Here is a 12799-nt window from a genome sequence, read left to right on the forward strand (position 1 = left end):
ATTACCGTTATTGTGAATTAACGTACTTCAATTAGTTTCGAATAGCACTTTGTTACTTTGATTAATAAATAACTAAAAGCCTACAAAACATCGATTTGTAGGCTTTTATGATTTGTCTATAATCGACCCGCCTGGAGATAAACCGATACTATAAAACTCGTTTTATGGAACTAAAGATAAATTTTAGAATAGTATAAAATGAATACAACGATTGCTATGCTGCTGCTTCTACTCCAAGCGTTATTTACAAGATAGAAGAAAAAAAATTAGCTTAACAAAGACACTGCAACATTTTACAGCTACCTAAAACCTACATTTTCAGCTTATTATAAAAAAATAATGTTAATTATCTTTATTTAGTTCGTTATCCTAATTATATTTACACTAGCACTATTGCTATAACAATTTAATTTATAACAAGATGAACAAGTCAATTTTTTATCACGCTGGTTGTCCTGTATGTTTAAGTGCAGAACACGACATTATTAACTTACTTGGAGAATCAAATGTTGAGGTAGTACACTTTGGGAAAGACAAATCTAGAATTCCAGAAGCTGAAAAAGCAGGAGTAAAATCAGTTCCAGCTTTAGTGACTCCAACTGGAAACGTATTACATATCAATTATGGAGCATCGATAGCAGATGTAAAAGGTTAAAAAAAAACGCCTCACATGGTTAGGAAAACTACCGTTGTGAGGTGTTTTTCTATTTCATAATATAAACTACCTTGTATCTATCTGCTTTATATTCTGTTTTTCAATTTGGCAACACCTAAAAATAACTTTAAACTATAAATTACTAAAATAATGCAAGTATCAGTTTGGGACACCTATGTAACAAAAAAAGATGGTAGTACGATGCATTTTGATATAATTGTGCAATCTGAAGTAAAAGACACAACGGCTATTTACAACTATGGCAAAATATATCTAGAATCGAAGGGACAAGAGAACCAACCACTAAGCGCCAAAGAATGCAGCTTTTGTCACATTGAAGCAGTTAGTCCTAATTGGGAAGACGAGATCAATAAAAATGGTTGTTTTATTATCGAAATGGAAAATTGTAAATAAGAAAATCAGACAGTCCTTTCTAAGTATAGATAATACTATCAACAAAACTTTTATGACCTGAAAAATAAAAACAACTTCTTTTGTAATTACTATAGTTTAGCTATTTTTAGTAAAAACTGTAAGTAAAATCAAGAGCAGGAAATGGAGCTCCTTTAATGCAGTACAAAATGAAATACCATGAACAAATCTCCTTTTAACCTATCCCATCAAAATCAAAGTACCGAAAGCAAAATTATAGCCTCGCTGGAAAGAATTTCGCAAGTATTTAGAGTTTTGCTTTGGAATGAAAGTAAAGAACATTCTTTAAGTCCCATACAAATTCAGGTATTGATTTTTTTACTGCATCACTCTGATGAGAAACGCAAAGTAAGCTATTTGGCACAAGAGTTTAATATGACGAAAGCTACCATAAGCGACACTATTAAAACTTTAGAACTAAAAGGACTGATTGAGAAAGAATATGAACCTCAGGACAGCAGGAGCTATATTATTCAACTTAGTCCAACGGGGAAAATCATGGCAGAACAAACTTCTATGTTTACGGAACAGTTACAAATTCCTATTGACAATCTGAGTTCTGACGACAAGGAGAACTTACTCCTAAGTTTATTTAATATTATTCAGCACTTAAATCATTCAGGCGTTATTACGATTCAAAGAATGTGTGTAACTTGTACACACTATAAAAAACCAGAAAAGGGAGAACCGCATTTTTGTAACTTACTCAACCAGAATTTAGCAACCAAAGACTTGCGAATTGACTGTCCTGAACACCTTTTACTAGTATAAAAGAGTTTTTGTAAAAATCAAATCAAATTAGTGCTAAAAAATAAGATATGAACAACAGCAGCAATCACGATGAGCGTATAGCAAAAATGACATTTGCTTCGGTATATCCACACTACCTGACTAAAGTAGAGAAAAAAGGCAGAACAAAAGAAGAATTGCAAAGCGTAATTGAGTGGCTGACATCTTTCGATGAAAAAAAACTACAAGAACTGATTGAAGAAAAAGTAACTTTTGAAAAATTCTTCGAATATGCGACATTAAACCCGAATGCCTCATTAATTAGTGGTATCATCTGTGGTTATCGAGTGGAAGCAATCGAAAATACGCTAACACAAAAAGTTCGCTATTTGGACAAACTAGTAGATGAATTGGCAAAAGGACGTAAAATGGAAAAGATTTTGCGAGTTTCGTAGAAAGGCTATTTGGCTGTAAAGCGGCAATTATTACACTACATTTATTCTAAAATTAGATTGTAAATTTGCAGAGTAAAAAAAAAATATACTGTTACAATGTACTATTCATGTAGGAAATAAAATAATTTTAATAGAATATGAACATCGAAGACTTAATTGGTAACTTTCAAATTATAGGCAGCAATCAAGATGCTGAAGAAAACAATTATAAAGGAATACTCACTATAGCTATTGACAGCAATAATAGAATCAAAGCCAAATGGCTTATTAATAATGAGCAGGAACAACTAGGCACTGGTTTTTTTAAAGACGATATTCTTGTCATCAATTTTAATTACCAAGGAGAAGATCTCAAAATATATAAAGGAGTTGCAGTTTATCGATGTCTCTCTAAGGACTTGCTAGATGGCTTTTGGTCTGAAAAGCACGGAAACCCGCTCTATCTTGGTACCGAGCGTTGTTTTAGAATTATAGAAAAAAAGGAATGGCTTAATTAAACATTTTCTGTAAATCCCATAAAAAAAGGGAGATTGCTCTCCCCTATTAAATTCTTATTTTTCAACGCAGTCTACAGCGTTAAATTTATATTTCACACGATCAAATTCTATTGGCTCACCTTTTATAAAGTGAGTAGCTCCTAAGGTAGTTTGCAATTTACCGTTACCTAAAATAAGCTGGTCCCCACGTTTCAGCAAAGCCAATGGGTTTTTATATGTCTTTTTGGTATAACCGCCTTGCACAAATGTATAGCTAACAAATATGGTATCGCCATGAATTTCTCCGGCTAGTTCTCCAACTTTTTTTGGCATATCAGCAATTGCCATCTCCAAATCACCCGTTATTTTTCCATCTTCAAAAGTATTAATTTTCAAATCAAGTGTATCTGCCTCATAGATAGATTGATAACACACTACGCTTATCGATTTCGCAGCTTCGACTTTCTTAGTTTTAGTAGTTTTTTCAGTCTGATCATTTTTACAACTTCCGAATCCAATACAAGCAAATAGCACACAAATAAGACCTGAATTTTTCATAATGTTACGATTTCGTTAATAATTTGGCAATAGCCATTGCTAATTTACGCAAATACACTGTATTATTAAAGTTAATGTCTATATTTTTTTGGTTCGAAATTTCGAAATAAAACAACCGTATTGTCGTTAATTTTCTTAACAGCGCTTCGCTTTTGAGTCAATAATTCACAATTATACTGCCGCACACTTAAATCTCCATTTTTAAATTAACTATCACTTGATGTAGATTTTGAGTCTCATTCGAAAGAAAGGAATTCGTTTACTTAATTGGCATTTTAGCACAAATGCTTATATTGCAGTATAAATAGAAATTTTCCCAAATACTCTATCGATGAAAAAAGTACTGCATAAGAAGTTAAATGAGTTACAAGCAACAGCAATTTGTGGAAATGATATTAGTTCTTCTTGTTTGTACGTTTCGGCTCTTACCATTATGTATGCTGGACAATATGCATGGATTTCTTTACTATTTGTAGCTGTTGTTTTATTTTTATTTCGAAAGATATATGGAGAAGTTGTAGGAGCAATTCCGCTTAATGGTGGTGCGTATAATGTGTTATTAAATACTTCTACCAAGAAGATGGCTTCCCTTGCGGCAACATTAACGGTGTTATCTTATATGGCAACTGCAGTAATCTCAGCATCCGAAGGAATGCATTATCTCCATAGTATTATTCCAGGTATAAATATAACAATCACAACGGTTATCGTATTATTAACCTTTACCGGTTTAGTAATTCTAGGAATTGGAGAATCAGCATTTGTTGCGGTAATTATTTTTATTATCCACATAGCTACACTTTGTTTATTAGTTATTGCTTCAGGATGGTTTCTAGTCAATCATGGCTTACAGACTTTTCATATCAACTGGAACCTGCCAGTTTCGTCAGGAGGTATTGTTAATGCACTGTTTTTAGGTTTTTCGGCTGCGATGTTAGGGATTTCTGGTTTCGAAAGTTCTGCAAATTTTGTTGAGGAGCAAGAAAATGGGGTGTTTCCAAAAACACTTCGCAACATGTGGGCCATCGTCAGTTTTTTTAATCCAATGATCGCTTTCCTATTAATATGTATTATCCCTCTAGCAGAAGTGGGCGAACATCAACAATCCTTATTAGCCTTCCTTGGTAAAACAACAGGCGGTACTTGGCTTGCTTATATAATTTCCATTGACGCAGTTTTAGTTTTATGTGGAGCTGTTTTAACCTCTTTTGTAGGGGTGTCCGGTTTATTGAACCGTATGACATTAGACAGGATTTTACCAAATTACTTTTTAAAACAAAACAAACGAGGTGCACATTATCGAATAATTATTAGTTTTTTAATATTATGTCTTTCAGTTTTATTTGTTACTGGAGGTAATATTCTAACATTAGCTGGCGTATATACTTTCTCCTTCCTTGCCGTTATGGGATTATTTGGCATTGGAAATTTATTATTGAAGTTCAAGCGCAAAAAATTACCCCGACCAGAGAAAGCAAGAGGAATAGCGGTGGTAGCAGCCGTCGCTATGGTGGTTGTGGCTTTTATAGGCAATATTAAGTTGAATGTGGACTCCTTCTATACTTTTATAAATTATCTCGTTCCTTCGTTACTGTTTGTAGGAATCATGTTAAACAGGTCGTTTCTCATTCAACTAACTATAGACGCTTTAGAATACTTCTACAAACCAATGCGAAAAATGGTCATCTTCAGTAATCGCTATTTAATGAAATTGAATTTAAAAATAAACTCACAGGAGTTTGTGTTTTTTACTAAAGGAGATGACGTTGCTATTTTGAATAAAGTGATGCAGTACGTTCAAAATAATGAATCTACTAAAAAGTTAAAAATAGTAAACGTAAAATTGGAGGGAGCACCTTCTAACGAATCACTAATTATGGATCTTAAAGTTTTAGACCGCGCCTACCCAGATATTGATATTGAATTCATCGAACTTGAAGGCGTTTTTGGCCCGGAAATTATCGATGAGCTTTCAGAAAAATGGAAAATTCCAAAGAACTTTATGTTCATTGGTTCTCCCGGAGATCGCTTTTCTTATCGCGTTGCTGAATTAGGCGGAGTTCGCTTAATTATGTAACCTTAAGTTGTGGGAAATTAAAAACTAAGATTATCAAAAAGTAAAAAATAAAGTACATGAAAAAAATAGTCAACTACACACTCTTTAAATATAGTGATTGTTTCGCGTAGAAAACTTAATGAGAGAAATGAGAATTAAAATATTCGAATCTTTTAATGCTAACAATATTACAATTCCTTTCCCACAGCGCGTTGTTCTCATTAATAAATAACAAATGGAAGAGCAAATTCAAGAATACCTCTACAACCCAATAGTGGGTAAAATTGTAAGCTTCTTTATTGGACTAGCTGTTATTTGGATACTTATTAAAGCGATTCAAAAAAATCTGCTTTCTAAAATTGCTGACAATAATAATCGATACAAGGCAAAGAAATTTAGCAGTTTTACAGGTTATTTTTTAACTATAGTTCTTATAACGGTGATATTCAGTGACAAATTAGGGAACCTTACCGTTGCGCTCGGGGTTGCGGGAGCAGGTATTGCTTTTGCGCTTCAAGAAGTGATTGCTTCTTTTGCGGGATGGTTAGCGATCATGTTTGGCGGATTTTACAATACAGGTGATCGCGTACAACTTGGCGGAATCAAAGGTGACGTAATGGATATTGGCGTACTTAGAACCACCATAATGGAAACTGGACAATGGGTTGACGGTGATTTATATAATGGTCGAATTGTGTTGATTGCCAATAGTTATGTTTTTAAGGAGCCGGTCTTTAATTACTCTGGTGATTTTCCTTTCTTATGGGATGAAATTAAAATTCCTATTCAATATGGTAGTGATTATGCGAAAGCTAAAGAAATAATCCTCAAAGCCGGAATTGAAGTGGCTGGAGATTTAACTGTTAGATCAAAGGAAAAATGGAAAACACTACAAAACAAATACCGTTTAGAAGACGCACAAACGGAGCCAATGATTACCTTAGTTACAAATGACAACTGGGCAGAATACACCCTTCGTTACGTAGTAGGCTATAAAAAAAGAAGAAGTACAAAATCTGAATTGTTTACCAAAATATTAACCGAAATTGAAACTACGAATGGAGCTGTAAAAATGGCTTCAGCAACATTTCATTTGGTAGAAGCACCTGATTTTAATATTAATGTTAGAAAATAAAGAATAAAAGCCAAAACTATATCTTCGCACGAATGCTTTTTAGCTTTTAGCAATTGCAAAATATTGGCCCTTTAGAAATAAAAGTAATAGATTACAAACTCCATTATTTATAAACACGCATTGTTGAAAAGAAAATTACAAAAAAACTTACTTTTTAGAGTTTCTTATCTAATTATTATTATATTTATTAGTCCCCAATTTACGATTAACTAGACCTATAAATTTTTAAAAATTATACGGCATACATTTACCTGTATACCTAACTTGAATTTATTAGCGATGGATTATACGAATTTAAATACCACTAAAGTAGCCACCGATTTTTATAAACTACAACAAGATTACAAGGCATTAAAAGATCGATTTGATACCATAGTTGATCAATATCAAACTAATAAAAATCAAATTAATCACATTAATGAAAAACTCACTGTTTCTTTAGAAAACATGTCGGATGCATTTGTTGCCATTGACAATGACTGGAAATATACTTTTGTAAACCAAAAAGCCTGTCAAATGTTTGAAAAACAACCAGAAGACCTCATTGGTAAAAATGCTTGGGTTATATTTCCTGAAGCTGTAGGAAAACCATTCCACAAAGTATATTACAAGGCTATGAGAACCAAAAAGGAAATAATTTTCGAAGACTATTTCGTGCCATGGCATCGTTGGTTTGAAAATCGTGTAATTCCAAGTAAAGAAGGGATTGTTGTTTTTTTTCAGGATATAACAGAACGCAAGTTAGCAGAACAAAAATCGAAAGACCTGAATGCAAAACTCGAGACACGAAATAGAGAGTTGTACGAGAGCATTATACAAATTCAAAAAATCAATACTGAATTAATTCATGCAAAAGAGAAAGCCGAAGAAGGCGACCGATTAAAATCGGCTTTTCTAGCAAATATGAGTCACGAAATTCGCACTCCAATGAACGGTATTTTAGGCTTTACGGCACTTTTAAAGGAGCCTAAACTTTCAGGAGATGAACAACGGGAGTATATTCGTGTGATTGAAAAGAGTGGCGACAGAATGCTTAACATCATAAATGACATCGTTAGTGTCTCAAAAATAGAATCTGGACAAGTGAGTCTATCTTATAAAGAAACTTCAATTAAAGATCAAATTGAATCGATCTATATTATTTTTAAAAATGAAGCCGTACAAAAAAACATTCAGCTTAAAATAAACAATTCTATCGCTGAAAACGAGAATCTAATACGGACAGATCAAGAAAAAGTCCGAATTATACTTTCTCATTTACTAAGCAATGCCTTAAAATTCACTGCATCTGGATCCATTGAAATAGGTTGTTTTAAAAACTTAAACACGATCACTTTTTACGTTAAGGATTCCGGCATCGGAATTAATCCTAGTAAAAAAGATGTTATTTTCGAACGTTTCATACAAGAGGACGATTCTTTAAACAGAAGCTATGAAGGCGCAGGATTGGGTTTATACATTTCTAAATCCTACGTTGATCTTCTGGGTGGTAAAATTTGGGCCGAGAATAATAGTGACAGCGGAGCCGCCTTTTATTTTAAAATCCCCATTATTAAACCCCATGAAATTGACAAGGAATTCCAAACTCCGCTGCCGCAGATTCCTTACGTAACTCAACAATTGAAAATACTAGTAGCTGAGGATGACAGTATTTCGTTAAAGTTTATTTCTAAAATTTTAAAGATATTCGGTGAAAATTTATTGATAGCCAGAAATGGATTTGAAGCGGTCAATTTATGTAAAAACAACCCCGATATTGATATCGTTCTAATGGACATTCAAATGCCTGTCATGAACGGATACGAAGCAATTAAAAAGATAAGAGAGTTTAATCAAGACGTAATTATCATCACACAAAGCGCATTCGTGTTTACGGATGAAGCTGAAAAAGCAATTGAAGTTGGAGGCAATGGCTACGTTTCGAAGCCAATTGATAAGAAACAATTAATTGATCATATTAACGAACAAATAATGACTTCAAGAGTTAAATCGCTTGCTAAGAGTCTTTCCTAAATTCAGCTAAATTAAACTTCCAGCCAAGGTCTTTTTCATACCAAAGTTGCCCTTCTGAAACTTCTAGCGGACACTCAAAATTATTAGTATAAAGTGCGCCTGTTCCAAGTCCTTGCGGCATCAAATTAGCTTGTAAAAAGGTCCATTGTGCAATAGCATTCAAGCCAATATTACTCTCTAAAGCAGAGGTAATCCACCATCCAATTTGGTGCTTTTCGGCCAGCGATATCCATTCTTGTGTCCCTCGAAAACCGCCTATAAAGCTAGGCTTTAAAATGATATATTGCGGCTTTATTTTTTGTAGTAATCGCTCTTTTTCTTCGAATGAAAACACGCCAATCAACTCTTCATCTAAGGCAATAGGAAAAGGAGTCGTTTTACACAGTTCTGACATACTGTCAGTGTTATTTTTCAGTATCGGCTGTTCTATACTATGCAGCTTAAATTCAGATAGTTGCAGTAATTTATCTAAAGCTTCATTTAAAGCAAAAGCACCATTTGCATCTACCCTAATTTCAACTTGTTCTGGAGTAAAATGTTGCCTAATATAGCGCAATAATTGCAATTCTTTATCGAAATCTATAGCTCCTATTTTTAGTTTCACACAAGTGAATCCTTGCGCTAATTTTTCTTCAATTTGCTGCTTCATAAAAGCCGCTTCACCCATCCAAACGAGACCGTTAATTTGGATTGATTTATTGCCCTCAGTGAAGGCCGAAGGAAACAGTAAAAAAGGGGTTTCGCTTTGCAAAGATTGAAATGCCATTTCGACGCCAAACTGGATGGATGGAAACTCAATTAGCGCCTCCCACAGTTGGTCTTTTCCTAGATGAATATTTTCACAAGTCCATCGTATTTTCTCTTCATAATCTGGTCTGTCGTCAACACTCAAACCTCTCAAAATACCGCACTCACCTACTCCTGTTTTTCCACCTTTTTCAAGCACTAAAAACCAGGTTTCTTTTTCAGTCATCACGCCTCGAGAAGTTCCAGATGGACGTTTGAAATCGAGTATGTATTTATGATAGGTTGCTTTCATGTTTTTCTTAACCGCTAAGGGCACTAAGGTTTTCGCAAGGTTCGCTAAGTTTTTATTCAAAATTCTTTTCTATTGCACTTAAATAATCAAATTAGAATTTTAGTCTAATTAAAAACGATAATCCAACTAATAAAATCCCAAAAAGACACAGTATAAAAAATAAATAAGTTGGCCATGCATTGTCAAAATACATTTTAATATTTAAAATTATCCCTGTAATAAGTAAAACCAAACCTACAATTCGCATATAGATTATTACTTTATTCCTGTTTTTCAATTTGACAACAACTTCAAAACTCTCTCAAAATCATCATTTTTAATTCCTGCCTTTTTAAAAGAAGTAAAATCTTGTTTTATTTTTTGAGTCCAACTCAGGCTTTCGTTCACATTTTGAGATTGATATTCTTTGTAAATGGATTTTGCATTTCGATATTCATCATTCAACAAATAAGCGTGCGCCAAATTTAGTTTTACCAATAACTCAGTATCATCCAGCTTCTCGCCTTCCTGCAAGAATTTTATTGCTTTGCCGTATTGCTTGGTTATAATATATGCGTAACCAATATTTGCATAATCAATAGCTGTTGCTTTCTTATCGTTAATTATTCTGAGATACTGCTCAATAGCGCGGCCATATTCGCCTCTCTTAGTAAAAACTGCAGCCTGGGTACGCAAATCAGCATAAATACCGCTAGAAACGCCTGTTTCGTTAACACAGCTCTCCCCACTCTCTTTATACGCCTTCGCTTGCTCTATAGCAAGAAGATCCTGAAATTCCTGAAACTTATATTTCTTTTGAATTTTCTCTTGAATACAAATACAAAAATCATCAGAATTAGCCAATTTCCTGGCTAAGGCCGAGGTTTTACATTGATTGATCACAAATTTTCTATTTTCTAATGTCCAGCCTCTACTTAATTTAGTATCTACCCAGGGCACGACTTCTAGAACGATTTTTTGTTTCATAATCCAATTTGAACTTTCGAAACCAAACCATAAATTTCTAGTTGCGCTTTTTAAACACGATGATTTATCGATTGATAATCGTTTAGCATCCTTGCTCAGCGGCGATTCTTGCGCTAAGCAAGCCTGATCCATTTTACCGCTTTTTTGATAGGCTAACGCCAGTTCGTTTGACGAGAAAACAGCATACTTACTTTTGTCATCTCCTGAAATGCGAGAAAGCAAAAAAACTGCACCCGCAGAACCTTGACTGATCCCTGTAGGATCTGGAATAGCTTTTAAAACCGAAACTAAACTGCCGGCCATTTTCTGGTTGTCGTCTAAAAGTGTAATTCGATAGATCAACTCCGTGGTTCCAACAGGGAAATCGTCGGTTTTGATGACAATTCTGTCTCGGGCAGAAACAATAATTTCTTTTGTTGTCGCTCTGTCTTTGTCCCAATAACCGTCTTGCTGAGCAAATCCCGACTGATAAAAAATGCTAATCAATAGCAGAAAAACTATTCTATTCACTGGTGCTTCTTGTATTTAATTTACGAAACTAGCCCAGATGGAAGTGGAAATCCTTATGTGCCTGGGTTAGGCACATAAGATTGCAACGTACAGCTGGAAATAGCTCCTAAATCATTTTATAATTCGATGCTCTCGCCTATTTTTAGCAACATCAGATCTTTTCCTTTATTGAAAAACTTTTGAATGGCTTCTTTATGATCGATTTCGATATAACCAAAGGTATCATAGTGATAACCCAATACCTTATCGCATTCCACAAAGTCTGACGCTAAAATTGCATCCTCGACATCCATAGTAAAATTATCGCCTATAGGAAGAATTGCTAAATCAAGCTTGGTACGCATGGGGATCAACTTCATATCCATTGTAAGGGCAGTATCTCCCGCGATATAAATGTTTTTATGTTCGCCCTCAATTACAAAACCGCCCGGATTGCCTCCGTTAGAACCGTCTGGAAACGAACTAGAATGAACAGCATTTACATATTTCACTTTCCCGAAATCAAAATTCCAGCTTCCGCCGTGATTCATAGGATGTGCTTGCAATCCTTTAGTCGCATAATAACCCGCGATTTCCGCATTTGAAACGATGACTGCGTTTGTGCGTTTTGCAATCGCTTCTACATCCAGAATATGATCGCCGTGCGCATGTGTCAGCAAAATATAATCAGCCTTCAACGTACTGATATCGATATGCTCCGCTAATGGATTTCCAGAAATGAAAGGATCTACTAAGATGTGTTTTCCGCCTACCTTGATACCAAGTGCGGCATGTCCGTAAAATGTTATTTTCATAATTTATAGTTTAATTATCGCCCTCCTAAAAGAGTATTCACAATGATATCTGAAAAGAAATAAATCATACATAAGGCCAGCAATACCGAAAGCAAAAATGTGCTTAGCGCCAATTTTTTCAATTCGGGATCTAATGCCTTGGCATTTTTGTTTTTATAAACAGTAATTAAATGATTAGTTAAAGGAAGATAAGCCAGTAAAAACAAGTATTGATCAAATTTAAAGTTATTAATCAAAGCAAAAACTAATACTAAAATCATAGAAAAAATGACCAAAAAATAATGATACAGTTTCGCTTTTTTTCCACCCATTTTAACAACCAGAGTATTCTTACCTACTTTTCTGTCTGATTCTTCATCACGCATATTATTCAAATTCAAAACACCTACACTCAAGAATCCTATAGCCGCTGCTGGTAATAAGAGTTCGATATCGATTTGTTCTGAATATAAAAAATTTACCCCTAATGTACTCACTAGTCCAAAAAACACAAATACAAATACATCGCCAAACCCTCTATAACCATAAGCTTTTGAACCAATGGTGTATCGAATTGCTGATAAAATAGCGAGGATCCCCAATACCAAATAGAATAATGAGTAGTAAATATTGGTGTCAGTGAAAGCAAAATAAATCAACAATATTGCAGAAAGTAATGTTAGCAAGGCTGTAATTATAATTGCTACTTTCATTGCTTGTGGAGTAATCACCCCGCTTTGAATCGCTCTTTTTGGCCCTACCCTGTCCTCATTATCCGTTCCTTTTATCCCATCACCATAATCATTGGCAAAATTAGATAAGATTTGCAATCCGAGCGTCGTTAAAATAGCAAAACCAAAAATCCGCCAATTAAAAACTTCTGTTGGGGTAAGTATATTGTCTGTTGGGTTTGCCAATGCATACATACTTCCTACTATTATTCCAGAAACAGATAATGGTAATGTTCTAATTCGCGCTGCTTCAATCCAATGTCTCATTTTA

The 12799-nt window shown here is 34.4% G+C and carries 13 protein-coding genes; 8 read left to right on the plus strand and 5 right to left on the minus strand.

Annotation, left to right across the window (positions count from 1 at the left end):
- Positions 1-421 precede the first annotated feature (421 nt).
- The 5 genes from E0F98_RS14280 to E0F98_RS14300 all read left to right on the plus strand — a co-directional run bounded on the left by E0F98_RS14280 (position 422) and on the right by E0F98_RS14300 (position 2768).
- Complete coding sequence (locus tag E0F98_RS14280) at positions 422-655, plus strand: thioredoxin family protein (RefSeq protein WP_132112652.1); 234 nt, start codon at positions 422-424, stop codon at positions 653-655.
- Between the two features lie 150 nt (positions 656-805).
- Positions 806-1069, plus strand: coding sequence for a DUF2024 family protein (locus E0F98_RS14285; RefSeq protein ID WP_132112654.1), 264 nt, complete (start codon positions 806-808; stop codon positions 1067-1069).
- A 177-nt stretch (positions 1070-1246) separates the two neighbouring features.
- On the plus strand, positions 1247-1858 hold the full coding sequence (locus tag E0F98_RS14290) for a MarR family winged helix-turn-helix transcriptional regulator (RefSeq protein ID WP_132112656.1): 612 nt from the start codon (positions 1247-1249) through the stop codon (positions 1856-1858).
- A 47-nt stretch (positions 1859-1905) separates the two neighbouring features.
- The gene (locus E0F98_RS14295; RefSeq protein WP_132112658.1) at positions 1906-2271 is read left to right on the plus strand and encodes a DUF2200 domain-containing protein; all 366 of its coding nucleotides are present in this window, start codon (positions 1906-1908) and stop codon (positions 2269-2271) included.
- Between the two features lie 137 nt (positions 2272-2408).
- The gene (locus E0F98_RS14300) at positions 2409-2768 is read left to right on the plus strand and encodes a hypothetical protein (protein ID WP_132112660.1); all 360 of its coding nucleotides are present in this window, start codon (positions 2409-2411) and stop codon (positions 2766-2768) included.
- A gap of 54 nt (positions 2769-2822) precedes the next feature.
- On the opposite strand, the gene E0F98_RS14305 is transcribed toward E0F98_RS14300, so the two are convergent.
- Positions 2823-3305, minus strand: coding sequence for a hypothetical protein (locus E0F98_RS14305; RefSeq protein ID WP_132112662.1), 483 nt, complete (start codon positions 3303-3305; stop codon positions 2823-2825).
- Between the two features lie 331 nt (positions 3306-3636).
- On the opposite strand from E0F98_RS14305, the gene E0F98_RS14310 reads away from it, so the two are divergent.
- The 3 genes from E0F98_RS14310 (at position 3637) to E0F98_RS14325 (ending at position 8509) form a co-directional block, all read left to right on the plus strand.
- On the plus strand, positions 3637-5382 hold the full coding sequence (locus tag E0F98_RS14310) for an APC family permease (protein WP_132112664.1): 1746 nt from the start codon (positions 3637-3639) through the stop codon (positions 5380-5382).
- A 214-nt stretch (positions 5383-5596) separates the two neighbouring features.
- On the plus strand, positions 5597-6496 hold the full coding sequence (locus E0F98_RS14320; RefSeq protein ID WP_132112666.1) for a mechanosensitive ion channel family protein: 900 nt from the start codon (positions 5597-5599) through the stop codon (positions 6494-6496).
- 279 nt (positions 6497-6775) lie between these two features.
- Complete coding sequence (locus tag E0F98_RS14325; protein ID WP_132112668.1) at positions 6776-8509, plus strand: PAS domain-containing hybrid sensor histidine kinase/response regulator; 1734 nt, start codon at positions 6776-6778, stop codon at positions 8507-8509.
- Here the strand turns inward: E0F98_RS14325 and E0F98_RS14330 are convergent.
- The 4 genes from E0F98_RS14330 to menA all read right to left on the minus strand — a co-directional run bounded on the left by E0F98_RS14330 (position 8493) and on the right by menA (position 12795).
- Positions 8493-9548 (minus strand): o-succinylbenzoate synthase, encoded by a 1056-nt coding sequence (locus tag E0F98_RS14330; RefSeq protein WP_132112670.1) that lies wholly within the window; start codon positions 9546-9548, stop codon positions 8493-8495. The two genes, E0F98_RS14325 and E0F98_RS14330, sit on opposite strands and share 17 nt — an antisense overlap.
- Positions 9549-9821: 273 nt before the next feature.
- Positions 9822-11024, minus strand: a complete 1203-nt coding sequence (locus tag E0F98_RS14335; protein WP_243699255.1) for a tetratricopeptide repeat protein — start codon at positions 11022-11024, stop codon at positions 9822-9824.
- Between the two features lie 116 nt (positions 11025-11140).
- A complete protein-coding gene (locus E0F98_RS14340; RefSeq protein ID WP_132112672.1) occupies positions 11141-11818 on the minus strand; it encodes a metal-dependent hydrolase in 678 nt (225 codons plus the stop codon).
- Between the two features lie 14 nt (positions 11819-11832).
- On the minus strand, positions 11833-12795 hold the full coding sequence (gene menA, locus E0F98_RS14345; protein WP_132112674.1) for a 1,4-dihydroxy-2-naphthoate octaprenyltransferase: 963 nt from the start codon (positions 12793-12795) through the stop codon (positions 11833-11835).
- Positions 12796-12799 lie beyond the last annotated feature (4 nt).

The organism is Flavobacterium hiemivividum, from assembly GCF_004349145.1.
GTDB classification, from domain to species: domain Bacteria; phylum Bacteroidota; class Bacteroidia; order Flavobacteriales; family Flavobacteriaceae; genus Flavobacterium; species Flavobacterium hiemivividum.